The sequence below is a fragment of the Kribbella sp. NPDC049584 genome, from assembly GCF_040675555.1.
GTDB lineage: Bacteria > Actinomycetota > Actinomycetes > Propionibacteriales > Kribbellaceae > Kribbella.
Genome location: NZ_JBFAPF010000011.1, coordinates 114,809 through 137,399 on the forward strand (window position 1 = coordinate 114,809; position 22,591 = coordinate 137,399).

23 protein-coding genes are annotated in these 22,591 nt (G+C 67.9%); 12 read left to right on the forward strand and 11 right to left on the reverse strand.

What is annotated here, in order from left to right; all coding sequences use genetic code 11:
* Window positions 1-17: 17 nt before the first annotated feature.
* Window positions 18-992 carry a LuxR C-terminal-related transcriptional regulator gene (locus AB0J62_RS31445; RefSeq protein ID WP_363878651.1) on the forward strand — a complete coding sequence of 325 codons (975 nt, stop codon included), beginning with the start codon at window positions 18-20 and terminating at the stop codon, window positions 990-992.
* Here the strand turns inward: AB0J62_RS31445 and AB0J62_RS31450 are convergent.
* The 6 genes from AB0J62_RS31450 to AB0J62_RS31475 all read right to left on the reverse strand — a co-directional run bounded on the left by AB0J62_RS31450 (window position 989) and on the right by AB0J62_RS31475 (window position 7,788).
* Window positions 989-2,629 carry an ABC transporter ATP-binding protein gene (locus AB0J62_RS31450; RefSeq protein ID WP_363878654.1) on the reverse strand — a complete coding sequence of 547 codons (1,641 nt, stop codon included), beginning with the start codon at window positions 2,627-2,629 and terminating at the stop codon, window positions 989-991. The genes AB0J62_RS31445 and AB0J62_RS31450 overlap by 4 nt on opposite strands.
* Window positions 2,626-3,759, reverse strand: coding sequence for a serine hydrolase domain-containing protein (locus AB0J62_RS31455; RefSeq protein WP_363878657.1), 1,134 nt, complete (start codon window positions 3,757-3,759; stop codon window positions 2,626-2,628). Before AB0J62_RS31455 ends, AB0J62_RS31450 begins: the two co-directional genes overlap by 4 nt.
* Window positions 3,756-4,652 carry an ABC transporter permease gene (locus AB0J62_RS31460; protein ID WP_363878660.1) on the reverse strand — a complete coding sequence of 299 codons (897 nt, stop codon included), beginning with the start codon at window positions 4,650-4,652 and terminating at the stop codon, window positions 3,756-3,758. The genes AB0J62_RS31455 and AB0J62_RS31460 overlap by 4 nt, the downstream gene beginning before the upstream one ends.
* Window positions 4,649-5,626 (reverse strand): ABC transporter permease, encoded by a 978-nt coding sequence (locus AB0J62_RS31465; protein ID WP_363878663.1) that lies wholly within the window; start codon window positions 5,624-5,626, stop codon window positions 4,649-4,651. The genes AB0J62_RS31460 and AB0J62_RS31465 overlap by 4 nt, the downstream gene beginning before the upstream one ends.
* Window positions 5,626-7,176 carry an ABC transporter substrate-binding protein gene (locus AB0J62_RS31470; RefSeq protein WP_363878666.1) on the reverse strand — a complete coding sequence of 517 codons (1,551 nt, stop codon included), beginning with the start codon at window positions 7,174-7,176 and terminating at the stop codon, window positions 5,626-5,628. The genes AB0J62_RS31465 and AB0J62_RS31470 overlap by 1 nt, the downstream gene beginning before the upstream one ends.
* 72 nt (window positions 7,177-7,248) lie before the next feature.
* Window positions 7,249-7,788 (reverse strand): hypothetical protein, encoded by a 540-nt coding sequence (locus AB0J62_RS31475; protein ID WP_363878669.1) that lies wholly within the window; start codon window positions 7,786-7,788, stop codon window positions 7,249-7,251.
* Window positions 7,789-7,852: 64 nt separating this feature from the next.
* Between AB0J62_RS31475 and AB0J62_RS31480 the strand changes: the two genes are divergently transcribed.
* The 4 genes from AB0J62_RS31480 (at window position 7,853) to AB0J62_RS31495 (ending at window position 10,875) form a co-directional block, all read left to right on the forward strand.
* A complete protein-coding gene (locus AB0J62_RS31480; RefSeq protein WP_363878672.1) occupies window positions 7,853-8,329 on the forward strand; it encodes an isoprenylcysteine carboxylmethyltransferase family protein in 477 nt (158 codons plus the stop codon).
* Window positions 8,330-8,400: 71 nt separating this feature from the next.
* A complete protein-coding gene (locus tag AB0J62_RS31485; RefSeq protein ID WP_363878675.1) occupies window positions 8,401-9,021 on the forward strand; it encodes a TetR family transcriptional regulator in 621 nt (206 codons plus the stop codon).
* Window positions 9,018-10,613: an MDR family MFS transporter gene (locus tag AB0J62_RS31490; protein ID WP_363878680.1), complete on the forward strand. Its 1,596-nt coding sequence runs from the start codon at window positions 9,018-9,020 to the stop codon at window positions 10,611-10,613. Before AB0J62_RS31485 ends, AB0J62_RS31490 begins: the two co-directional genes overlap by 4 nt.
* Window positions 10,576-10,875, forward strand: a complete 300-nt coding sequence (locus AB0J62_RS31495; protein ID WP_363878683.1) for a thiamine-binding protein — start codon at window positions 10,576-10,578, stop codon at window positions 10,873-10,875. The genes AB0J62_RS31490 and AB0J62_RS31495 overlap by 38 nt, the downstream gene beginning before the upstream one ends.
* On the opposite strand, the gene AB0J62_RS31500 is transcribed toward AB0J62_RS31495, so the two are convergent.
* Window positions 10,864-11,604, reverse strand: a complete 741-nt coding sequence (locus tag AB0J62_RS31500) for an SDR family NAD(P)-dependent oxidoreductase (RefSeq protein WP_363878686.1) — start codon at window positions 11,602-11,604, stop codon at window positions 10,864-10,866. The two genes, AB0J62_RS31495 and AB0J62_RS31500, sit on opposite strands and share 12 nt — an antisense overlap.
* 99 nt (window positions 11,605-11,703) lie before the next feature.
* Here AB0J62_RS31500 and AB0J62_RS31505 point away from each other — a divergent pair, with 99 nt between their 5' ends.
* The 5 genes from AB0J62_RS31505 (at window position 11,704) to AB0J62_RS31525 (ending at window position 17,517) form a co-directional block, all read left to right on the forward strand.
* Entirely contained in the window at window positions 11,704-12,570 is an 867-nt protein-coding gene (locus tag AB0J62_RS31505) for a helix-turn-helix transcriptional regulator (protein ID WP_363878689.1), read from the forward strand.
* 42 nt (window positions 12,571-12,612) lie between these two features.
* Entirely contained in the window at window positions 12,613-13,884 is a 1,272-nt protein-coding gene (locus AB0J62_RS31510) for a ThuA domain-containing protein (RefSeq protein ID WP_363878692.1), read from the forward strand.
* Window positions 13,885-13,905: 21 nt separating this feature from the next.
* On the forward strand, window positions 13,906-14,979 hold the full coding sequence (locus AB0J62_RS31515) for an oxidoreductase (RefSeq protein ID WP_363878695.1): 1,074 nt from the start codon (window positions 13,906-13,908) through the stop codon (window positions 14,977-14,979).
* A gap of 64 nt (window positions 14,980-15,043) precedes the next feature.
* Window positions 15,044-15,856, forward strand: coding sequence for an endonuclease/exonuclease/phosphatase family protein (locus AB0J62_RS31520; protein WP_363878698.1), 813 nt, complete (start codon window positions 15,044-15,046; stop codon window positions 15,854-15,856).
* 248 nt (window positions 15,857-16,104) lie between these two features.
* Window positions 16,105-17,517 (forward strand): C40 family peptidase, encoded by a 1,413-nt coding sequence (locus tag AB0J62_RS31525; protein WP_363878701.1) that lies wholly within the window; start codon window positions 16,105-16,107, stop codon window positions 17,515-17,517.
* 11 nt (window positions 17,518-17,528) lie between these two features.
* Here AB0J62_RS31525 and AB0J62_RS31530 read toward each other — a convergent pair whose 3' ends face one another.
* Genes AB0J62_RS31530 through AB0J62_RS31540 form a run of 3 tightly spaced genes read right to left on the reverse strand, consistent with a single transcriptional unit; the run spans window position 17,529 to window position 20,153 of the window.
* Window positions 17,529-18,236: an SDR family oxidoreductase gene (locus AB0J62_RS31530; RefSeq protein ID WP_363878705.1), complete on the reverse strand. Its 708-nt coding sequence runs from the start codon at window positions 18,234-18,236 to the stop codon at window positions 17,529-17,531.
* A 45-nt stretch (window positions 18,237-18,281) separates the two neighbouring features.
* Window positions 18,282-19,172 carry a LysR family transcriptional regulator gene (locus tag AB0J62_RS31535; protein WP_363878708.1) on the reverse strand — a complete coding sequence of 297 codons (891 nt, stop codon included), beginning with the start codon at window positions 19,170-19,172 and terminating at the stop codon, window positions 18,282-18,284.
* 18 nt (window positions 19,173-19,190) lie between these two features.
* A complete protein-coding gene (locus AB0J62_RS31540; RefSeq protein ID WP_363878711.1) occupies window positions 19,191-20,153 on the reverse strand; it encodes a zinc-binding dehydrogenase in 963 nt (320 codons plus the stop codon).
* 88 nt (window positions 20,154-20,241) lie between these two features.
* Between AB0J62_RS31540 and AB0J62_RS31545 the strand changes: the two genes are divergently transcribed.
* Window positions 20,242-20,673, forward strand: a complete 432-nt coding sequence (locus AB0J62_RS31545) for a MarR family transcriptional regulator (protein WP_363878714.1) — start codon at window positions 20,242-20,244, stop codon at window positions 20,671-20,673.
* 14 nt (window positions 20,674-20,687) lie between these two features.
* Here the strand turns inward: AB0J62_RS31545 and AB0J62_RS31550 are convergent, their stop codons facing one another.
* A complete protein-coding gene (locus AB0J62_RS31550; protein ID WP_363878717.1) occupies window positions 20,688-21,176 on the reverse strand; it encodes an inorganic diphosphatase in 489 nt (162 codons plus the stop codon).
* A gap of 50 nt (window positions 21,177-21,226) precedes the next feature.
* Between AB0J62_RS31550 and dacB the strand changes: the two genes are divergently transcribed.
* On the forward strand, window positions 21,227-22,585 hold the full coding sequence (dacB, locus tag AB0J62_RS31555) for a D-alanyl-D-alanine carboxypeptidase/D-alanyl-D-alanine-endopeptidase (RefSeq protein ID WP_363878720.1): 1,359 nt from the start codon (window positions 21,227-21,229) through the stop codon (window positions 22,583-22,585).
* Window positions 22,586-22,591 lie beyond the last annotated feature (6 nt).

A 22,591-nucleotide genomic window follows, 5' to 3' on the forward strand; every position in this document is an offset into this window, starting at 1 on the left:
ACTAGAAGGGGGCGAACATGCCGATCGGGAAATCTGAGGGAGCTCTGCGGCTCGACGCCGAGACGGCGATCATTCTGCGCGAGGCGTTCCACAAGATCGAGGCGCTGTATCGCACCGACCATCACGGGTTGTACGACTATGTGCGCGGCGTTGCGTGCAAGCTCGCCCGTGTCGACACGTTCTATGTCGGTTTCCTGCAGGGCTCGAACCGGGTGCGCTATCCGTACGGCTACGAGGGCGGCAAGTTCGACGATCCGGCGACGCATACCTACGGACCGAACGGTCAGACGGCCTGGTTGCTCAAGCATCGCCAGACCTACCGCTTCGCGTACGACGACGGCGCCGTGCTCAACGCCGGCGTACCGTGCGGTGACACCAGCAAGCAGTCGGCCGACGCTGTCACCGTGCCGCTCTTCCGGCACGGGGGCCAGCTGCACGGGATGATCTCGATGCAGAGCTACCAGCCGGACAGCTACGACGACAACGCGGTTCGGGCGTTCGAGTGGCTCGCCGAGATGGTCGCCCGGGTGCTGAACCGCGAGGTCGAGGACCGCGATGCCCTGCGGCTGCTGCCGGCCGGCGACGACACTCCCGACGTACTCACTTCCGACCACGTCATGGAGTACCTCTCGAACCGGATCGCCTCGTTGCGTACGACGGCGGCCGAAGCGCTCGAAGCCGGCGAGATGGCCGAAGCCGTCAGGGTCCACCTCGAAGGCCTGATCCGGTCCGCCGAGCAGACCCAGTCCGAGCTGATCGAGATGATGCTGGACGTCGACGAAGGCCCGGAGCGCCGCTTCAACACCCTCACTCGCGCGCAGCAGGGCGTGGCGTTACTGCTGGTCGAGGGCTACGACAACGACCAGCTGGCCACCGAGCTCGGGATCAGCCTCAACACCGTGAAGTCCCACCTCAGCACGATCCTGCGCAAGTACGAGCTGGACAGCCGCGCGCAGGTCGCCGACGACGTACGGCGGTATCTGGCCCGCTAGGCCGCGGTGAGGGTGTGGCCGGGGATGGCGGCGATCAGCTGTTTTGTGTACTCCTCGCGCGGGGACCGGAAGATCGTGTCCGGGTCGCCGGACTCGACGACCTGTCCCGCGCTCATCACGTAGACGTGGTGGGACACCAGTCGTACGACGGCCAGGTCGTGGCTGATGAACAGGTACGAGAGTCCGAGCTCGTCCTGCAGCGAGACCATCAGGTCCAGGATCTGTTCCTGGACGAGCACGTCCAGTGCGCTGACGGCCTCGTCCATGACGACCAGCTCCGGGTTCAGCGCGAGGGCGCGCGCGATCGCGACGCGTTGCCGCTGACCCCCCGACAGTTCGTGCGGGTAACGGTCGGCGAAGGAGGCCGGCAGGGCAACCTGGTCCAGCAGCTCGGTCACTACTTTCCGGCGAGCAGCGGCGTCGCCGATCTTGTGCACCCGCAAGGGCTCGGCCACGACCTGGCCGATGGTGTACCGCGGATCGAGCGAGCCGTACGGGTTCTGGAACACCGGCTGGACGGAACGGCGAAACGCCATCAGGTCTTTGCCCCGCAGAGCGGAGACGTCGGTTCCGCGGTAACGAACGGTGCCGCCGTCGGCGTCCTCGAGCCGCAGCGCGAGACGCGCGGTCGTGGACTTGCCGGAGCCGGACTCACCCACGATCGCGACGGTCTGTCCACGCGGGATGACCAGGTCGACGTTGTCGACGGCAAGGAACGGCTCGGCGCGGCCACGGATGCGGTACTTCTTGACGGCACCGGTCAGCTCCAACAGGTTCTCCCGCGCTGCCTCATCGGCGGCAGGACGTACTGAAGCGACCTTCGCGCTGGCCATGCCCGGCGCAGCGGCGAGCAAGCGGCGGGTGTACTCGTGCTGCGGATCCGCGATGAGTTCGGCGGCCGGACCGGTCTCGACGATCTCGCCGCGATACATGACCGCGACCCGATCGGCGCGCTCCGCGGCCAGCGCGAGGTCGTGCGTGATCAGCAGTACTGCGGCGCCGAGCTCGGAGGCGAGCTGCCCCATCTGGTCCAGGACGAGGCGCTGCACGGTCACGTCGAGCGCCGAGGTCGGCTCGTCGGCCAGCAGTACTTCGGGCCGGCACGCGAGCGCCATCGCGATCAGCACCCGCTGCCGCATGCCGCCGGAGAACTCATGCGGGTACTGGTTGAAGCGTGCCTCGGCATCGCTGATGCCCGCCTCGCCGAGCAGCCGGATGGCCTCGGTGCGAGCGGCCTGACCTTTGGCCAAGCCGTGTACCTCGAGTGCCTCGACGATCTGCGCCCCGATCCTCATCACCGGGTTCAGATTCGTCATCGGGTCCTGCGGGACCAGACCGATGCGGTTACCGCGAATGGCGGTCATGCGCTTCTCGCTCGCGGCGGTGAGGTCCAGATCCTCGAGCATGATCGTGCCGCCGGAGATCCGGCCGTTGTCGGCGAGCAACCGGTTCACGCACGCGACCAGGGTGGACTTGCCGGAGCCCGACTCCCCGACGATCGCGAGCGTCTCACCAGCGGCGACGTCGAGGCTGACGTTGCGGACGGCTTCGACCTCGCCGCGCGAGGTGGTGAAGGTGACCGACAGGTCGCGCACCTTCAAGACCAGCTCGCGAGCCGGTGCGGGGCTGGTGGTCATCGTTCCTCACTCGCGGTCTCGGACTGATCGAGCAGTTGTACGGCGCCGTCCAGCAGGCAGGCGTTGATCTCGGCGCCGGTGGCCAGGCGGTCCGTGGGCACGGCTGATCCCAGCGGGCCGAGGGTGCCGTAGAGGCGCATGGCACCGCCGGCGATCACCACGGGACGCTCGAGCGCGAGAGCGAAGAAGGTCCCGGTGAATCCACCGTGGTGGAGCAACGTCAACGGTCCTTCAGTAGTCCGGCGGAATCCGACCGCCTGATCAGGCTGAATAGTCGTCGGTCGTGCGAATCGCTCCAACACTTCACGACCGAACAGCTCTCCACTCTGCAGAGCGGCACCCAGACGCAGTAGATCGTCGACCGTACTGAAGAGACCGGCGTGACCGGCGACGCCACCCAGCGCATGGGCGGCGTTGCCGTCGTTGACCTCGCCGCGGAGGGCTCGCTGGCGCCAGCCCTCGAACGATCCAGTGGTGAAGGGAACCGCGTACGGCCGGCCGGTCGCGATCATCTGGAACTCGTAGGCGTCGCTGTCTGCGCTCGTGACGGCCTGCCCGGCGGGGATCGAGCCGTAGGAAGCGGTCAGAGCCAGCGGCTCGGCGACCAACTTCTGGAAGGCTTCCGCCTGGTTGAGCGAGGTAATGCGTTCGATGACAAGTCCGGCCAGGATCAGTCCGAGGTCGGAGTACGTCCACGTGGTGCCGGGCGCGGCGGCGAGGGGGATTGTCTGCGCTCGGTGCAGGGCGGTGTCGCGATCGCCCGGTTCGCAGTACAGCGGCCACCAAGGTGGTAGTCCGGCTGTGTGAGTCAGCAGTTGCTCGACGGTGACATCGCGGACGAACTGTGGCAGATAGCGGCGAACGGGTGATTCCAGGTCAAGTTGACCTTCGGCGACCAAGGACATGGCGAGCGTGGTGGTCGAAGCAACCTTCGTGACCGAGGCAAGGTCCAGGGCCAAGGGGCGGTTCATGGGGACACCGGCGATACCCGGCCCGGGAAGCACCGCCCAGCCTCCGGCCTCCACCTGGCTCTTCGAGCCGATCCGTACTCCGACGATCGCGCTGGCCGGCCGATGGCGCTCGTCGCCGAGAGCGAGCAGCCGGTCGACGACGTCGGCGAGTGCGGTCATCGACGGCCCCCGCTCCGGGGGTCTAGGGCGGCGCGGAGGCTGTCACCGAGCAGGTTGAGGCCAATGACTGCCACAATCAGCGCGATGCCTGGGAACAGCAGCATCCACGGCGCGACGCTGGACAGCGTCTGGGCGTCGTACACCATGCCGCCGAGGGAGGCGGCCGGAGGCGGGGTTCCGAAGCCGAGAAAACTCAGTGAGGCCTCGGTGAGGATTGCCCAGGACAGCGACAGGGTGATCTGGACGACCAGGATGCCGCGCATATTGGGCAGGACGTGCTCGAACAGCGTCGAGAACCGGCTGCGGCCGATCGCGGTCGAGGCCAGCACGTAGTCGGCGGAGCGCAGCGTCAGCACAGGTCCGCGCGCGACGCGGGCGAAGATCGGCAGGTAGACGATGGCGATTGAGATGCTGACCGTCAACCAGTTGCGCTTCAGCGTCGCGGCCAGGGCGAGCGCCAGCAACAGCGACGGGAAGGCGAAGAGCACGTTGGTGACGACGCCGACGATGCGGTCGACGACTCCTTGGTAGTAGCCGCCGAGAACGCCGAGCACGGTTCCGGAGATCGCGGCCGCGGCCACCGAGACGATTGCTATCCGCAACGAGTTCGCCAGCCCGGAAGAGACCCGCGAGAAGATGTCCCGGCCGAACTGGTCGGTGCCGAACAAGTGCCCCGAGCCGGGAGACTTGAGCGAGTCCGCGACATTCTGGTGCGCCGGGTCGTACGGCGTGAGGCCGAACAGCGAGAGCAGCGCGACCACGAGCACGAGCAGCATCAGGATCACGCCGACGAGGCCCGCCGGGGTCCGGAAGGCCGACAGCCACGCGCGCTTGCGTCGGGTCGCGTCGATCGGGACGTCAGGAACGTTGTTCAGCTCGGTCGCTGCGCTCATCGGACCCGCGCCTTCGGGTCGACGACGCGGTAGACGAGGTCGGTGAGCAGGTTCACCAGCACGAACATCGTGGCGATGATCAGTACGGTGCTCTGCACGACGGCGTACTCCTTCTGGGTGAGGCCGAGCAGGACCTGCCGGCCGATCCCCGGGATCGCGAAGATCTGCTCGGCCACCAACGCACCGCCCAGCAGGAAGCCGAACTGCAGGCCGGTCATCGTCACCACCGGGATCAGGGCGTTGCGCAGAATGTGCCTGGTTTGCAGGCGTCGTTCGGGCACGCCCTTGGCCCGGGCCGTGCGGACGTAGTCCTCGGCGCGGATGGCCAGGATGGCTGTCCGCGTGGTCTGCAGGACGGGCGGAGCGATGCTGATGCCGAGCACCAGGACCGGCAGGATCATCTGCTGCAGGTTCAGGCCGGGGTCCTGGGCGAGTGTGCGGAACCCCTCGCCGTTGGGGTACCAGCCGAAGTTGTTGGCCAGCCAGCTGGCCAGGACGGTGGCCAGCAGGAACGACGGAACGGACAACGCCAACAGACTGCTCAACTGCGTGAGGTTGTCCCGGGACTTGCCCGGACGGCTCGCGGCGAGCACGCCCAGCGGCACACCGAGGAGGAGACCGACCAGGATCGACAGCACGGCCAGTTCGAGGGTGTTCGGCAACGCTTGCGCGGTCAGCTGCGCCACGCTGACGTGCGAGGTGGTGGAGACGCCGAGGTTGCCGGTCAGGACCCCGCGAAGCCAGTCGAAGTACTGGACCGGCAGTGACTTGTCGAGGCCGTAGTACGCCTCGAGGGACCGGACCTGCTCCGGCGACAGCTCACCGGCGGCTGTTCCGTACGACGCCGTGATCTGGTTGCCGGGGACAACTCGCAGCAGCACGAAGGTCAGTACGGAAACACCCACCAGCGTCACGACCGCCTCACCGACCCGTCGGGTGACGGGATGGCGCGCCAGGACACGGAGCTGGTTCATCAGGACAGCGAGGCCTTCCAGAGCGTCGACAGGCTCGCGTCGCTGCGCGCCTCGAAGTTCTTGACCTTGGTGTTGACCGCGATGAATTCCTTCGGCGTGAACAACCAGACCCAGGCCGCGTTGTTCACCAGCTGCTCGGACAGCTGCTTGTAGATCGCCTGCCGCTTGGCCGTGTCGGTGGTGGCGATGCCTTCGGCGAACAACTTGTCGAGCTCCGGCGAGCTGTAGCCGGCCACCTTGTTGTAGCTGCCGTTGGACGTGAAGTACCGCGCGTACATGGTGTTCGGGTCGGCGCTGCCGCCGTTCTGCGCGATGGCGGCCTCGAAGTCACCCGCGAGCCACTTCTGCACGTAGGTGTTCGAGTCCAGCGTCTGCACGTTGACCTTGATGCCGACCTTGCCGAGCTGGGCCTGGACGTTCTGGGCCTCGTTCACCGCGGTCGAGTACAGGCCCTGCGACGTGATCAGGTTCAGCGCGAACCCGCCCGGCTTGCCTGCCTTGGCCAGGTAGTCCTTCGCCTTTGCGAGATCCTGCGTCGCGCACGGCTGGGCATTCGGGTCGGACTTGAACTCGGGGGAGGTGATCGGCCCGGTGATGTCGCCCGCACCGAGCGCGGCGGAGTCGACCACCTCCTTGCGGGCGATCGCGCACTGGATCGCGAGCCGGGCGTTGACGTTGGCCAGTGCCGGAGCGGCCGCCCGGAGCTGCAGCACGTGGTACTGCAGCGAGGAGACGGTGTCGACCTTGACCTTGTCCGACGTGGCGGTCTTGGCCGTCACAGGGTTGTCGAAGACCGCCACGTCGACCGATCCGGTCTTCAGTGCCGAGACCATCGACTGGTCGTCGGGGATGATGCGGAACTCCAGTTTGGCCGCGCCGGGCTTGCCGCCGGAGAAGTCCGGATTGCGCTGCAGCGTGATCGACTCGTTCGGCGTCCGCCCGACGAACTGGTAGGGGCCGGAGCCGACCGGCTTCGTCTCCAGGCTGTCGACCGGGACGTCCGACGGGACGATCCCGGTGTTCACACCGGTCAGCCCGACGGGGAACGACGCGTCCGGCTTCTTCAGCTTGACCACGACCGTGTTCGGGTCCGGCGCCTGGACACCGGCGACCGAGGCGAAGTACGACCTCGAGCTGGCCTTGGAATCAGGGTCCATGATCTTGTCGAAGGTGTACTTGACGTCGGTGGCGTCGAGCGCGGAGCCGTTGGTGAACTTCAGGCCCTTCTTCAGGGCGAAGGTGTACGTCATGCCGTCGGCGGAGATTTTCGGGAGCTCCGCCAGGCCGGCGATCGGATTATGGTCGGCGTCGGTGTCCAGCAGGGTCGAGTAGACCTGCGAGAGCACCTGGATCGACTGCTCGGAAGTGCTGGTCCACGGAACCATCTGGGTCGGATCCGCGGTGATGCCGAAGACCAACGTGGAGTCGGCGCCGGCCGACCCGGAGCCCTGGGACGCGTTGCCTGAGCACCCTGCGAGCAGCAGGGTGGCGGTGGCAACCGCGGCGCCGGCACTGAGCGCGCGACTGCCGGTGCGGCTGACCTTGTACACGGGAGCCTCCTTGGCATCGGGTGGGGTCGACCCTAGGTCAATTTCCTACCAGACTCGAACTCCTATTGGCGATCAACTCACCACGGGTGTGCCGGTGCTGGTCCGGAAGAGGCACTTGGGGATCGGGCCGCGGTGCAGGATGTGCGGGATGTCGGCCCAGGGATACAGCGGCTCGGTCGCGTTCAGGTTGCGGAGGCGGTGCAGGGCCTTCTCCGACGGGGTGGAGAGCGCGGCGGCGGCGTCGGCGGAGTACGGGATGAAATCCTCGGGCGGTTGCGGGCGCTGCTCGGGATCGTGGCGTTTGAGCAGGATGCACGTCCTGGCCGGGTCGAGGAGCTCCGCGTCGATCGTCCAGTACTTGATCACGGCAGGACCGATCCGGCCGGACTCGTGCAGCGCTTCGAAGATCGGGGCGGGGTGGACCGGCGACAGGAACACGACGTCGGCCCAGGTGCAGCCGAGCGGATAGACCGGAGCGTTCACGCGGCCCGGGCGGTCGGCGTACTTCGCGAAGTGGCGTTCGTAGAGGTCTGGGTAGTGCACGCGCAGGTCGTTGAGGGGCAGGATGTCGTCACCGCGGATTTCGCCGGCGGCTTTGTAGAGAGTCGTCATACGAAAAAGCCTCCGCACACGGGAACCGTGCCGGAGGCTTTCTATTGATTATAAGGGATTCCCGATGGTCAGAGCCATCCTCGGAAGCACGGTGTTCTTCTTCGCGGCGCCGTGTGTGGTGGGCGGCGTGCTGCCGTGGTGGATCAGCGGCTGGGCGGCGCCGAGGTTCTGGCCCGGCCTCGTGATCGTGGCGGCGGGCGCGTTCGTCGTACTGCGAGCGTTCGTCCGCTTCGTCCGGGAAGGCCGCGGTACGCCGGCACCGGTCGCGCCGACCGAGGAGCTCGTGGTCGGCGGCGACTACCGCTTCGTCCGCAACCCGATGTACGTCGGCGTGGTCACCGCGATCCTCGGACAGGCGCTCCTGTTCCTCGACTGGCGGGTCCTCGGGTACGGCGTGATCGCGTGGGCCGTGATGGCCGCATTCGTGAAGACCTACGAGGAGCCGGTGCTGCAACAGCGCTACGGCCGGCAGTACGCGGAGTACCGCGACGAAGTCCCGGCCTGGATCCCGCGGATACGTTTCGGCCGCCGCCGGGGCTGATGCTTGCAGGGGTGCAAAGTTGCAGGGTTAATAGTTTGCACCGGCTGCAAGTTTTTCTTACCCTCGACGATGTGGGGGCTGAGGGTGGGTTGAGGGAGCGCAAGAAGCTGCAGACACGCGCGGCGCTGGCCGACGCGGCGCTGCGGCTGGCGTTGGAGAAGGGGCCGGATCACGTCACGGTCGAGGAGATCGCCGAGGCGGCTGACGTCTCGGTGCGGACCTTCTTCAACTACTTCCCGCACAAGGAGCACGCGATCCTCGGGCGCAATTCCGAGCACCTCGAGCGAGCGCTGGACCGGATGCGGACCGCGCCCGCCGGCGAATCCCCGCTGACCACGATGTGGTACGCCGTCCAGGACGTCCTGCGCGACCTGGAGAGCGATGGTGAACTCTCCCGTCGGGGTGAGCTGATCATGAGCTCTCCGACCCTGCTGTACCAGCTGATGCTGTCGAGCATCGACGACGAGCGGCAACTCACCGCCGCGCTCGCGGAACGGATGGGCGAACCGGCCGGCTCCACCCGCCCGGCGCTGATCGTCAGCGCGGCCGGCGCGGCCTGCCGGGTAGCGATGGAGCTGCACAAGGCCGCGCCCGGCCGGCCCGTCCTCGAGCTCGTCCGCGAAGGCTTCCAACTACTTGCCCAAGGCATCGATCCGGCCTTCGGGCCGTCCAACCAGAAGGATTTCTCATGACGACGACGCCATCGTCTGATCAAGCGCCGGCTGCCGCCGCCGTTGCCCTCACCCCGCGGCAGACCGTGCAGGCGATGTCCGGTCTGATGATGGGGCTGTTCGTGGCCATCCTGGCCGGCACCATCGTGTCCACCGCGCTGCCGCGGATCATCCACGACCTGGGTGCGAGCCAATCGTCGTACACCTGGGTCGTCACGCTCGAGCTGCTGACGATGACCGCGACCGTGCCGTTGTGGGGCAAGCTGGCCGACCTCTACAACAACAAGTTGCTCGTCCAGCTGTCGCTGGGCTTCTTCGTGGTCGGTTCGCTGGTCGCGGGCTTCGCGCCGAACATCGAGGTACTGCTCGGCAGCCGGGTCCTGCAGGGTCTGGGCGGCGGCGGTCTGACCGCGCTCGTGCAGATCGTGATGGCGGCGATCATCCCGCCGCGCGAGCTCGGCCGGTACTCGGGCATCTTCGGCGCGATCTTCGCGTCGGCGACGGTCGGCGGGCCGTTGCTCGGCGGCTTCCTGGTCGACTCGCCGCTCGGCTGGCGGGCCTGCTTCCTCGTCGGGGTCCCGTTCGTGCTCGCGGCGATCATCCTGCTGCAGCGCACGTTGAAGCTGCCGACCGTACGGCGGGAAGTGAAGATCGACTGGTGGGGCGCGGTCCTCATCATGGGCGGCGTGAGCACGTTGCTGGTCTGGTCGTCGTTCGCCGGCAACAAGTTCGAGTGGGCGTCCGGTTGGAGCTTCGGACTGGTCGGCGCGGCGCTGGTCGTGCTGGTGGCCGCGGTGCTCGTCGAGCGCCGGCACCCCGAGCCGATCATTCCGATGGACCTGTTCCGCAACCGCACGGTGACGCTGTCGATCATCGCCAGCGCGCTGGTCGGCGTGTCGATGTTCGGCGGCTCGGTGTTCCTCGCGCAGTACTTCCAGATCGCGCAGGGCTACTCGCCGACCAAGGCCGGGCTGATGAGCCTGCCGTTGATCATCGGCATGATGGTCGCGTCGACGATCGCCGGCGGGCTGATCACGAAGTACGGGCGTTGGAAGATCTACCTGGTCGTGGGCAGCGTGCTGCTGCCGATCGGGCTGGCGCTGTTCGGCACGATCGACGCTCAGACGTCCAAGTACATGCTGTGGGCATTCATGCTCGTGCTCGGTGTCGGCATCGGCCTCGTCATGCAGAACCTGGTGCTGGCCGCGCAGAACGACGTACCGGCTCGGGAGCTGGGTGCCGCCACCTCGGCGGTGAGCTTCTTCCGCAGCATGGGCGGCACCATCGGCGTCAGCGTGCTCGGCGCGATCCTGGCCAACAAGGTCACCGAGACGCTGAACCCGGGCGGGGCCTCGTCCGGCGGCGCCAGCGCCGTACCGAACATCAAGGACCTGCCGGAGCAGGTCCGCACGGTCGTCGAGAACGCGTACGGCGACGCGACGGCCGACCTGTTCATGATGTCGGTCCCGTTCGCGATCCTCGCCCTGGTCGCCGTCCTCTTCATCAAGGAGAAGCCCCTCCTCACCACATCCGGAGCCGAGCGCCGCGCTGCCGAAAACCTGACATCCTGGACGCATGATCGTCGCATTCAGCATCAGCCCGTCGGCCGGTGACGAGACCGGAGGGGTGAGCGAGGCGGTGGCCGAGGCCGTCCGCGTCGTCCGCGCCTCCGGTCTTCCCAACGAGACCAACGCGATGTTCACGAACATCGAGGGCGAGTGGGACGAGGTGATGGCCGTCGTGAAGCAGGCCGTCGACGCGGTCGCCGCCGTCTCGCCCCGCGTGAGCCTCGTCCTCAAGGCCGACATCCGCCCCGGCTACACCGGCCAGCTCACCGCCAAGGTAGAGCGCGTCGAGCAGGCGTTAGCGGACTGAGTTCAGGACGCCGAGGACGTCGTTGTAGCGGTTTTCGCGTTCGGCGTGGCGGAGGAAGTGGACTCGGTTGACGAGGATTTCGTCGGCGTCGGGCTGGTCGTGGAGCAGGGTCATGGTCTCGTCGATGTAGTCGTCGAGGGGCATCGCGTGGTCGTCGTTCTCCTGGTTCATCAGGGTGGTCTGGACGGCGGGCGGGACGATCTCGATCACCTGGATGCCGGTGTCCGCGAGCTGGATCCGCAGGCTCTGGGTGTAGCTGTGGATCGCGGCCTTCGTGGCGCTGTACGTCGGCGTGACCGTCAACGGCACCGAGGCGAGACCGGACGAGACGGTCAGGATGACCGGGTCGGTCTGCTGCAGCAGGTACGGCGTGAACGTGGCGATCGTGCGGATCGTGCCGAGCAGGTTGATGTCGATCGTCTGCTCCGCGGTCGGGAGGTGACCGGGGTCGCGAAGGTCCTCGATCTGCATGATGCCGGCCATCGTGACGAGCACGTTGACGTCGTGGGAGCCGGTCACCTTCTCGAAGGCGGCCGTGATCGAGGCGGGGTCGGCGACGTCGAGGTAGATACCCTCGATGCCGTCCTCGGCGGCGATCGTGTCGAGCAGCTCCTGGCGGCGGCCGCTGATGATCACGGTGTTCCCGAGGTCGCGGAACCGGCGGGCGAGCTCGAGGCCGATACCCGACGTACCGCCGGTCATGAAGATCGTGTTCCCTGTGGTTTTCATATCTCCAGCCTGCGACCGGATGCCGACGGCAACCAGGCCGCGCTCAGCCACTGCTCCGCAAGCAGTGGATAACGGCTGAGCGGCGTGGACACTGGAGTCATGGAGTACGCCGATCTGTCCGATTTCCTGCGCAAACGCCGGGAGGCCCTGCAACCCGAGGACGTGGGCATGCCCCGCGGGCGCAGGCGCCGTACCCCCGGTCTGCGGCGCGAGGAAGTCGCCGCACTGGCGTCGATGTCGGCCGACTACTACAGCCGGCTCGAGGGCGGACGCGGCCCGCAGCCGTCGGTCGAGATGCTCGGCGCGATCGCCCGCGCGCTCCGGCTGACCCTCGAGGAGCGCGACCACCTGTTCCTGCTGGCCGGCCACGGTACGCCGCCGCGCACGACGCGGGCGTGCCATGTCGACCCCGGCATGCTGCGGATCCTCGACCGTCTGCACGACACCCCGGCGATGCTGCTGAACCGGTGCGGCGAGGTGCTCGCGCAGACGCCGACGCACGTCGCCTTCGCCGGCGAGCTGACCAACTTCCAGGGCATGGAGCGCAGCGAGGTCTATCGCTGGTTCGCCCACCCGGAGACCCGGACCCTGTACGCCGAACCCGAGCTGAGCACGCACAGCAAGCTGCTGGTCTCGATGTTGCGCACGACCGCGACCATCGATGGACCGAAGTCGTACTCCGCCTCGCTCGTGAAGGCGCTGCAAAAGCTGAGCCCGGAGTTCGTCAGGATCTGGGATGCGCACGAGGTCGTCGTCGCGCACAGCCGGACCAAGCGGTTCCACCACCCGGCGGTCGGGGACCTCGAGCTGTACTGCGAGCTGATCGATAACCGGGACCAGCAGCAGACGCTGATCGTGTTCACCGCGGAACCGGGCAGCGAGAGCGCGGAGAAGCTGGAGTTGCTGAGTGTTCTGGGCAGTCAGGTGATGAACTCTGGACAGGGCTTTGATCGGGAGTTAATTTAAGCTCTGAAATTTCATAATGTTCTGACGGAAAGGTCCGCCCCCATGCTTTCCGATCGATTTCGCCTGCCCGCCTTCCTTCTAGCGCTCGTCTTGCTGGTCAGCGGGCTCACCTCCACCGCGGTCGCGAAGGTCGAGGCGACGTTCAACGTGCTCGCGTTCTACAGCGGCACCTACGACGCCGCGCATATCGACTTCGAGAAGGAAGCGAATCAGCGCTTCCCGCAGTTCGGTGCGCAGAACGGCTTCTCGTACACGTCGACCAACAACTGGGACCAGCTCAACAACCTGAGCGCATCGCAGTACCAGGTGGTGATGTTCCTCGACGACTCACCACACAGCGACGCGCAACGCGACGGTTTCAAGCACTACATGGACAACGGCGGCGCATTCTTCGGCTTCCACGTGTCGGCGTACAACGACGCGAGCGGCGGCTGGCCGTGGTTCAACAACACGCTGCTCGGCACCGGCCGGTTCGAGTCGAACACCTGGGGACCGAGCGCGGTCACGCTGAGGACCGAGAACCGTTCCCACCCGTCACTGGTGAATACGGGAGCGACGTTCCGCTCGTCGGTGAGCGAGTGGTACAGCTGGCAGAACGACCTGCGGAACAACCCTGACATCCAGGTCCTGGCCTCGATCGACCCGTCCAGCTTTCCGGTTGGCAACCAGCAGGGCAACATCTGGACGTCGGGCTACTACCCGATCATCTGGACCAACAAGAACTACAAGATGATTTACGCGAACTTCGGCCACAACGCGATGAACTACGACACCAACACCCGGCTCTCGTCGACGTTCGACAGCCCCGCGCAGAACCAGTTCATGATGGACGCGCTGAAGTGGCTCGGTGGTGGTGGTACGACGCCGCCGGTCGACCAGCCGTCGCCGACCGCGTGGTACCAGCTCGCCAACAAGGGCAACGGAAAGTGCGTCGACGCCCGCGCGGCCGGAGTCGCCAACGGGACCGTCATCCAGCAGTACACCTGCAACGGCACCCAGGCACAGCAGTTCCAGTTCCAGCCGACGTCCGGCGGATTCACGCGGGTCAACGACCGCAACGACGCCACCAAGGTGATCGACGTGACCGGGGTGTCCGCGGCCGACAACGCCGGCCTGCAGTTGTGGACGTACAGCAACGGCAACAACCAGCAATGGCAGGCGGTCTCCGAAGGCAGCGGCTATTTCCACTTCGTCAGCCGCTTCAGCAGCAAGTGCCTCACGGTCCCCGGCGGCTCCACCGCCGACAGCACGCAACTGGTCCAACTCACCTGCAACGGCGGCGCGACGCAGTCGTTCCAGCTGACGGTGGTGTGATGTTGGGCTAGGTTCTCGCGCATGAGAATCCTGCGTGTGGCCGCTCTCGCGGCAGGAGGTCTGTTGTTGATGTCGTCCCAGGTCATCCCCGCCCAGGCGCACGGCGGGCCGTCGTACCGCTGGGAGCTGACGCCGACCGGAAGTACGGCGCAGTTCCGCGGGCTCGCGGCGGTCAGCAAGGACGTCGCCTGGGTGGGTGGGACCGCGGGGACGGTACTGCGAACCGTCGACGGCGGGAAGCATTGGCAGAACGTCAGCCCGGCGGGCGCGGAGGCCTTGCAGTTCCGCGATGTCGAAGCATTCGACGCGAAGCGGGCGGTCGCGTTGTCGATCGGGGTCGGTGAGGACTCGCGCGTGTACCGGACCGTCGACGGCGGCAAGCACTGGACCGAGACGTTCCGCAACACCGACGTGAACGCGTTCTACGACTGCTTCGCCTTCAATGACGACAAGCACGGGCTGGCGATGAGCGACCCCGTCGACGGCAAGTTCCGGATCGCGGCGACGTCGGACGGCGGGAAGTCGTGGAAGGTGCAGTCGAACGCCGGTATGCCGGCCGCGCTGCCCGGCGAGTTCGCGTTCGCGGCGAGCGGGACCTGCCTGGTCGCGGGACCCGGCCGGACCGCGTGGTTCGCGACCGGAGGTGGCGACCGGCCGCGGGTGTTCCGGACGAACGACGGCGGGCAGCACTGGCGGGTCTCGGACTCGCCGATGGCCAGTGGCCAGGCGGCCGGCATCTTCAGCCTCGCCTTCCGCAACCCGCTGTTCGGCGTCGCGGTCGGCGGTGACTTCGAGAAGCCGACCGAGGCGGTGAAGGCGGCCTCGATCACGTACGACGGTGGCCGCACCTGGAAGCTCGTGCCCGCGGACAAGGCACCGAAGGGGTACCGCAGCGGGTCGCATTTCGTGCCGTGGTCGCCGTCGACCGTCGTCGCGGTCGGCCCGTCCGGGAGCGACGTGAGCTTCGACGGCGGACGGAGCTGGAAGCAGTTCTACGACGGCAGCTTCGACAGCGTGGAGTGCGCCGGCCACGGCTCCCAGGCCGGCTGCTGGGCCTCAGGCGCGAAGGGCGCCGTCGGCCGCCTGGTGCACTGACCGTTCAGACCGGCGACACTCGTTCGTTGTGCGGGTGTCGCCGGTTTTCCGGAAGGATGGGCCCATGCGTAAATTGCTAACGGTTCTGGTGGGGTTAATGATGGCGGTGCCGACAGTTGCCGCCGCGCAACCGGACGCCGGGCGGCCGGAGCGGCCGTTGACGGTGATGACGTACAACATCCATCACGGTGCGGGGATCGACGGTGTGCTCGATCTCGAGCGGATCGCCGTACTGATCGAGCAGTCCGGGGCCGACGTGGTCGGGCTCCAGGAGGTCGACCGGCACTGGGATGTGCGGAGCAACTGGGTCGACCAGCCGGCCTGGTTCGCCGCGCGGCTGAACATGCACTACGCGTACGCCGCGAACCTCGACCTGCCGCCGGTGAACCCGGGCGAGCCGCGGCGCCAGTACGGGACCGCGATCCTGTCGAAGTACCCGATCAAGGACTTCGAGAACACGCTGCTGCCGCTGTACCCGACCGGCGAGCAGCGTGGTCTCGCGGTCGCGAAGATCAAGGTTCGTGGGGCCGACCTACGGTTCGCGAACACGCACCTGACCAGCAACAACAACGCCGAACGGCTGGAGCAGGCGCAGAAGGTGGTCGAGCTGCTCGGCAAGTCGAAGACCCCGACGCTGCTCGTCGGCGACCTGAACGCGACGCCGACCGCGCCGGAGATCAAGACCCTGACGGCCGTGTACGACGACACGTGGACCGAGGTCGGTGTCGGCCCGGGCTACACGATCGAGGCAGGCAACCCGACCAAGCGGATCGACTTCCAGCTGCACAGCGCGGGCCTGCGCGCGGTGACGGCCGACGTACCTGTGACGCGGGCTTCGGACCACCTCCCGGTGGTCGCCTCGTTCGCCCTCCGCTGAACCCCTGACGCGTCACCTGAACGCCCTCCGGCTCCGGCCGGAGGGCGTTTTCGTGCGCCGACCTGGGATTTCGAGGAATTACAAGCTTGTAGTTTGTCAAGTCGACACACGGGTGAAACAAAGATACTTGTGTGAAAGCTGTTCCCAATGGGGCTCTAGGCAACTAGTGTCACGTATGTGGTCCAGGAGGACCAAAAGTTCACGAACCCTGGGGAAGGGGTTCGTGACCGGCGGAAGGAACGATCCCGATGCGGACGCCCCTCAGGGCCACGTCCGGCGAGCGGGTCGGGAGCACTGGGAAGACCGGTCGGGCAGGTAAGGCCCTGCTGTCCGGGGTGCTCGCGATCTGCTTGGCCGCCACGATGGCCATGCCCACGCTCCCGGCCGAGGCTGCCAAGCCGAAGCCGCCGGTGATCCCGTCCAAGGCCGCGGTCGAGCGGGCCAAGCAGGCCGCCGCCTCGAAGGCCGGCCAGGTCGCGACCATCGAGCGTCAGCTCGCCGCGGCGAACGCGCGGCTCGAGCAGCTCGGCATCCAGTCCGGCATCGCCGACGAGGCGTACAACGGCGCCGTCTACCGGCTGCAGCAGGCCCAGGCCGAGGCCACCGCCGCGGCGGCCCGCGCGAAGGAGGCCGAGCAGACGCTCGCCACCCAGCGGGCGCAGATCGGCCGGTTCGCCGCCGCGTCGTACCAGGGTGGCGGCGACGTGGCGAAGATCGCGCCGCTGTTCACCGCGAACGGCCCGCAGGACCTGCTCGACTCCGCCGGCGCGGCCCGCTCGGTGTCGGCCGCGATGCAGGGGTCGTATCTGCGGTTCTCAGCCACTCAGGTGATGACCAATCTGTTCAAGGTGCAGGCCGACCAGGCTGTCGTGAAGGTGAAGAAGGCAACCGACGAGGCGGCCGCCGCGAAGAAGGCGGCCGAGGACGCGGAGGCGGCTCAGTCCGCGGCGGTGACCGCGATCGGGGTGCAGCGCACGAAGTCGATCGCGCAGCTCGCCGTACTGCAGAACATCTCGGTGCAGGTTGCTGCCCAGCGGCAGCGAGGGCTCGAGGAGCTTGCGCGACAACGAGCCGCCGCTCTCGCCGCGAAGAAGGCCGCCGAGCTGAAGCGCCGGATCGCCGCGCGCGAAGCCGCGGAACGCCGCGCGGAGGCGGCCGAGCGGGCCCGCGAGGCAGCCGAGGAGGCCCGCGAGGAGAAGGAAGAGCAGAAGCAGAACCACGGGAAGAAGCCGCCGAAGCACCACAAGCCGAAGCCGGGCAACGACGGCAATAACGGCGGTGGGCACAGCTCGGGCGGCAGCGCCCGCGACGCGATCAACTTCGCGCTGAAGCAGCTCGGCGACATGTACCTCTGGGGTGCCACCGGGCCGTCGCGCTGGGATTGCTCGGGTCTGGTGATGGGCGCCTGGGAGCGTGCGGGGGTCCAGCTTCCGCACTACAGCGCAGCGCAGTACGAGCAGATCCAGCACATCAACGAGGACGACCTGCGGCCCGGCGACCTGATCTTCTGGGCCACCGACCCGAACGACCCGGCGACCATCCACCACGTCGCGATGTACATCGGCAACGGGCAGATGATCCACGCGCCGCGCACCGGGAAGCCGGTTCAGATCGCCAGCGTCTACTACTGGATCCCGCCGAACTTCTTCGGCCGTCCCTGACGTTCCTCTCCCTAGACCAGCCGGTGTCCGCCGTCGGCGTGGAGAACGGTGCCGGTGATGAAACCATTGCGTAGCAGGGCGATGATGGCGGCCGCGATGTCCTGGGTCCGGCCGATGCGGCCGACCGGGAGGCGCGCCGCCATCGCGGCCAAGGTCGCGGGCGCCGCGTCGCCGGCGACGTCCTGCCAGATCGGGGTGTCGACCCAGCCGGGGGAGACCACGTTGACCCGGATCGGCGCGAGCTCGACCGCGAGCGCGGCGGCCAGTGATGCGAGTGCGCCGTTGAGTGCCGCAAGCAACGATGCGCGCGGTCCGGGACGGTACGCCGCGATGCCCGAGGTGAACACGATCGAGCCACCGGGTTCGAGCACCGGGGCGCCGTGCTTGGCGAGCAGCAGCGGTCCGAGCAACTTGGAGTCGACCGCGGATCGGGCCGCGTCCACGTCGTACTCGCTGATCGGCTGGTAGGCGCCGCCGACGTCCGCTGCCGTCGTGACGATATGGCTCACGGTGCCGGTGGCGGCGAAGAGCCGTTCGATGTCCGCCTCGATCCCGATGTCCATGGCAACGGTGTGTACGCCGAGCTCCCGGCGTGCGGCGTCGAGCTTGCCGGGTGAGCGGCCGGCGATCGTGACTTCGCTGCCTTGGGCAACGAGTTCCGTGGCGAGTGCGTGTCCCATGCCGGAGCTGCCGCCGACGATCACTACGTGTTCCTGCACTGAATCTCCTTCGGTGGTTGACGTTCGAGCCAACCACCGAAGGAATCAGTCCGCCACGACCTGCTGGCTAACGACCGTTAGGCCCGGGCTAACGACCATTGCCTGCAGCACCGGATTGCGCGAGTCGGTGCGCCAGACGGCGGCGTACCGGGCCTCAAGCGGACGGCCCACGATCGGCCGCCAGACGACATCCGCGGTCGCGGCGCGGCGGGACCCGAGGCTGATCGCCGACCGCCGGACGAGCAGGGCCGAGCGGAGTTGCGAGTGGCTCATGCTGATGTCGCTGAGGCGTACTCCGGGGCCGATCGCCCGGAGCGCGTCGTCGTGGAACTCCGGCGCCGAGTCCCGCGGGATCCAGATCAGCTCGAGGCCGGCCAGGTCGTCCAGCGTGAGCTCGGGTCGCGCGGCCAGCGGGTGGGTCGCGGTCAGCAGTACGCCGAGCTCCTCGGTCGCGAGATGCTCGGAGGTGATTGCCGGAGGCAACGTCAACGGGGTGCGGACCAGGCCGAGGTCGATCTCGCCGGCGGTGAGCATCCGGACCTGGTCGGTGGTGGTGCCGGCCTCGAGGGTGACGGTGCTGTTCGGGAAGCGTTCGGTGGCGAGCTGTTCGAGCGCGGCGGGCAACCAGCCGGGGATGCCGTTCAGCAGGCCGAGTCGCAGGACCGGTTCGTCCAGGCCGGCGGCCCGGCGCGTGTCTTTCAGCGCCAGGCCGGCCGCCTGGATCGTCTCCCGGGCGCGGGTCAGGAACACCTCGCCGGCCGGGGTGAGCTCGACGCCGCGGCTGTGACGGATCAGCAGGGTGGCGCCGACCTCGCGTTCGAGCTGCTTGATCTGCTGACTCAGGGTCGGGGTGGAGATGTACAGGCGCTCGGCGGCCTTGCCGAAATGCAGCTCCTCTGCGACGCCCACGAAGTACCGCATCTGCCGCAACTCCACCCCGTGATTCTAGAGCGCTCAGGGGATGGCGATGAGTCGTCCGAGGTTGGCCCGGGCGTCGAGGGTTTCGTGGATCCGGGCCACCTCGGCGAGCGGGTAGGTGGCGTGGACGATCGGGCGGAGCTCGCCCGACTGCCAGCGGCGGATGACCTCGGCGATGTCGGCGCGGGCCTCGTCCGGCCGGGCCTGCTGCCAGCCGTAGAGGGAGACGCCGGTGAGGATGCGGAGTTGGAGTCCGAGCACTGGTACCGCGGGGACCTCGGTGGTGATGGCGCCGTACGAAACCATCCTGCCGAGCGGCTTCACCAGTTCGAGGCCCTGCTCGAAGACCGTGCCGCCGACTGCGTCGAGGACCGCGTCGACGCCGTCCGGCGCGAGGGTGCGGACCTTGGCCGGCCAGTCGGGGTCGCTGATGTCGACGGGCTCGGCGCCGAGCTCGCGGATGAAGTCGAGCTTCTCCGGGCTGGACGCCGTACCGATGATCGTCTTCGGGTCGTAGAAGCGGGCCAGCTGGGTGGCGAGATGACCGATGGTGCCCGCGGCGGACTGGATCAGGACCGTGCCGCCGGCCGGAATGTGACCGGACTCGAGCACGCGCAGCGCGAGCGGGGCGGTCAGCGACATCATCGAGGCTTCGCCCGCGTCGGCGTCGTCCGGGATCGAGGCGAGGAAGGCTGCGTCGGCAACGGCGTAGTCGGCGAAGGCGTCCACGGTGAGCGCCGACACGCGCTGACCGACGGCCACGCCGGGCGGGGTGTCCGGCCCGAGTTTGACGATCCGGCCGACCACGTCGCCGGTGAGGGCGCCCGGGAGCGGGCGGTCCCAGGGCGAGCCGCCGCGGCGGAGTACGGCATCGATCGCGTTCGCGCCGATCGCCTCGGCCTCGATCAGAACCTGACCGGCGGTCGGTTCGGGTACGGCGACCTCCTCGAGCTGGAGGACTTCGGGGCCGCCGTGGCGGTGGAAGCGCACTGCACGCATTGTGGGTTCTCCATATTCGTGGGAGTTATAAATAATAGGAGATTCCCACGATAACGCCAGGGATGAACGATGCCAATAGAGTTGGAGGGTGAAGAAGGCGCCGACGCATCGGCTGGCCGACCGGGTGCTGTGGGCGCTGGGGCGGTCGAGCCAGCATGCCCAGCGGCTGGTCCGGCAGCACATGACGCAGGCCGGTGTCCGGACGCAGCACTATCACGTGCTCGCGAGCCTCGCCGACGACGGCGAGGCGGCTCAGGCGACGCTTGCCGACCGGATCGGCTTCGACCGCAGCGATCTGGTCACGCTGCTCGACGAGCTCGAGGAGCTGAAGTTCCTCGCGCGGCGGGTCGACCCGGCCGACCGGCGCCGCAAGATCGTGGCCATCACCCCGGCCGGCGAGAAGCAGCTGGACGCGATGGACCAACTCATCTACGCCGCCGAGGCGGACCTGCTGGAGCCCTTGACGGCAGCGGAGCGCAAGACGCTGCTTGCGCTGCTCGGCCGACTGTCAGGCGAGTAGGTCCGGAGTGGGACCTAGTGCCCTTCGGTCTTCAGACGCTCGAAGGACGCGGTGATCTCGGCCTCGGCCTCGGCGCGGCCGACCCAGGTGGCGCCTTCGACGGACTTGCCGGGCTCGAGGTCCTTGTAGACCTCGAAGAAATGCTGGATCTCGAGCCGGTCGAACTCCGGCACGTGGTGGATGTCGCGCAGGTGCTCCTGGCGCGGGTCACCGGCCGGGACGCACAGGACCTTGTCGTCCGGGCCCTTCTCATCGGTCATCCGGAACATGCCGATCGCCCGGGCCTTGATCAGGCAGCCGGGGAAGGTCGGCTCGGGCAGCAGGACCAGCGCGTCCAGCGGGTCGCCGTCCTGGCCGAGGGTGTCCTCGATGAACCCGTAGTCGGACGGATACTGGGTGGCCGTGAACAGCGTCCGGTCCAGCCGGAGCCGCCCGGTCTTGTGGTCCAGTTCGTACTTGTTGCGGGTGCCCTTGGGGATCTCGATGAAGACGTCGAACTCCATACGGCAGATACTGTCACGGTTCCGACCGACCCAATGACAGGAGCAGCCAGGTGGCACGACCTGCCCGTGCGGCATTCGTCACGCTGCTCACCACGGCGCTGTGCACGAGCATGTGCGCCGGCCTGGTGAGCAGCGCACGCGCCGTACCCGGAACAGTCCAGACCACCCAGCAAGCACCGCCTGTCCTGGCGCCCTTGACCACCGAGGGTGTCGCTCCGACGGCGGCCGGGGTCGGCAAAGCGCTCGCCGCCGTCCTCAAGGACCCGTCACTCGGGCCGCACCACGGCGTCTACGTGTACGACGCCTCGCGCGGCAAGCCTGTGTTCTCGGTCGGTGCGGCGACGCCGTACACACCTGCCTCGACTCTGAAGCTCCTGACCACGGTCTCGGCGCTGGCGACGCTCGGGCCGGACCACACGTTCGCCACCAAAGTGGTGAGCGCCGGCAAGGGCTCGATCGTCCTGGTCGGCGGCGGTGACCCGCTGCTCGCTGTGCAGCAGGCGTCGGACTACCCGACCCGTGCGACCCTCCAGACGCTCGCTGCGAGCACCGCGAAGGCATTGAAGGCGCAGGGTGTCACCAGGGTCACCCTCGGGTACGACGCCTCGCTGTTCACCGGTCCGGCGGTCAACGCGAACTGGGAGGCCAACTACGTCCCGGAAGGGATCGCCGCGCCGACGACGGCACTGTGGGTGAACGAAGGCCGGATCTCGCCAGGCATGGCCAAGCGGGCGCCATCGCCGGCTCAGGCCGCCGCCACCTCGTTCTCGAAGCTGCTGCGCACCTATGGGATCACTGTGGCCCCGACCGTCAAGGCTGCGACGGCCCAGGCCGGCGTCGCCCCGCTGGCGCTGGTGAAGTCGCCGACGCTCGGGCAGATCGTCGAATACATCAACCAGCACAGCGACAACGACGGCGCCGAGGTGCTGCTGCGGCAGGTCGGCATCGCGACCGGCAACGGAGGTTCGTACGTCGGCGGGGTCAAGGGTGTGCGGGCCACGCTCACCAAGCTTGGCCTCGACGTCAGCAAGGCTCGGATCTACGACGGCAGCGGTCTGACCCGGGCGAACAAGGTCCCGCTCGACCTGCTGGCCGGTGCGGTCCGGGTGGCGGTCTCCAAGGACCACCCGGAGCTGCGGCATCTCCTGACCGGACTCCCGATCGCCGGCTTCAACGGGAGCCTCAGGGAGCGGTTCACGACCGCCGGCACCGGCACCGGGACCGGATTGGTCCACGCGAAGACCGGGACACTGACCGGCGTCCACAGCCTGGCCGGGTACGCCCGGGACCGCTCCGGCACGCTGCTGGTGTTCGCAGTCGCCAGCGACAGCGTTCCGGTCCCGAAGACACTGGACGCCCGCGCCGCCCTCGACCGAACCACCGCTGCCTTGGCGAACTGCGGCTGCTGATCAGCA

Excerpts from the sequence above, each read along its gene's own strand:
- AB0J62_RS31445 (WP_363878651.1), top strand. The coding sequence starts at position 18 with ATGCCGATCGGGAAATCTGAGGGAGCTCTGCGGCTCGACGCCGAGACG.
- AB0J62_RS31450 (WP_363878654.1), bottom strand. The coding sequence starts at position 2,629 with ATGACCACCAGCCCCGCACCGGCTCGCGAGCTGGTCTTGAAGGTGCGC.
- AB0J62_RS31455 (WP_363878657.1), bottom strand. The coding sequence starts at position 3,759 with ATGACCGCACTCGCCGACGTCGTCGACCGGCTGCTCGCTCTCGGCGAC.
- AB0J62_RS31460 (WP_363878660.1), bottom strand. The coding sequence starts at position 4,652 with ATGAGCGCAGCGACCGAGCTGAACAACGTTCCTGACGTCCCGATCGAC.
- AB0J62_RS31465 (WP_363878663.1), bottom strand. The coding sequence starts at position 5,626 with ATGAACCAGCTCCGTGTCCTGGCGCGCCATCCCGTCACCCGACGGGTC.
- AB0J62_RS31475 (WP_363878669.1), bottom strand. The coding sequence starts at position 7,788 with ATGACGACTCTCTACAAAGCCGCCGGCGAAATCCGCGGTGACGACATC.
- AB0J62_RS31480 (WP_363878672.1), top strand. The coding sequence starts at position 7,853 with ATGGTCAGAGCCATCCTCGGAAGCACGGTGTTCTTCTTCGCGGCGCCG.
- AB0J62_RS31490 (WP_363878680.1), top strand. The coding sequence starts at position 9,018 with ATGACGACGACGCCATCGTCTGATCAAGCGCCGGCTGCCGCCGCCGTT.
- AB0J62_RS31495 (WP_363878683.1), top strand. The coding sequence starts at position 10,576 with ATGATCGTCGCATTCAGCATCAGCCCGTCGGCCGGTGACGAGACCGGA.
- AB0J62_RS31500 (WP_363878686.1), bottom strand. The coding sequence starts at position 11,604 with ATGAAAACCACAGGGAACACGATCTTCATGACCGGCGGTACGTCGGGT.
- AB0J62_RS31505 (WP_363878689.1), top strand. The coding sequence starts at position 11,704 with ATGGAGTACGCCGATCTGTCCGATTTCCTGCGCAAACGCCGGGAGGCC.
- AB0J62_RS31510 (WP_363878692.1), top strand. The coding sequence starts at position 12,613 with ATGCTTTCCGATCGATTTCGCCTGCCCGCCTTCCTTCTAGCGCTCGTC.
- AB0J62_RS31515 (WP_363878695.1), top strand. The coding sequence starts at position 13,906 with ATGAGAATCCTGCGTGTGGCCGCTCTCGCGGCAGGAGGTCTGTTGTTG.
- AB0J62_RS31520 (WP_363878698.1), top strand. The coding sequence starts at position 15,044 with ATGCGTAAATTGCTAACGGTTCTGGTGGGGTTAATGATGGCGGTGCCG.
- AB0J62_RS31525 (WP_363878701.1), top strand. The coding sequence starts at position 16,105 with ATGCGGACGCCCCTCAGGGCCACGTCCGGCGAGCGGGTCGGGAGCACT.
- AB0J62_RS31540 (WP_363878711.1), bottom strand. The coding sequence starts at position 20,153 with ATGCGTGCAGTGCGCTTCCACCGCCACGGCGGCCCCGAAGTCCTCCAG.
- AB0J62_RS31550 (WP_363878717.1), bottom strand. The coding sequence starts at position 21,176 with ATGGAGTTCGACGTCTTCATCGAGATCCCCAAGGGCACCCGCAACAAG.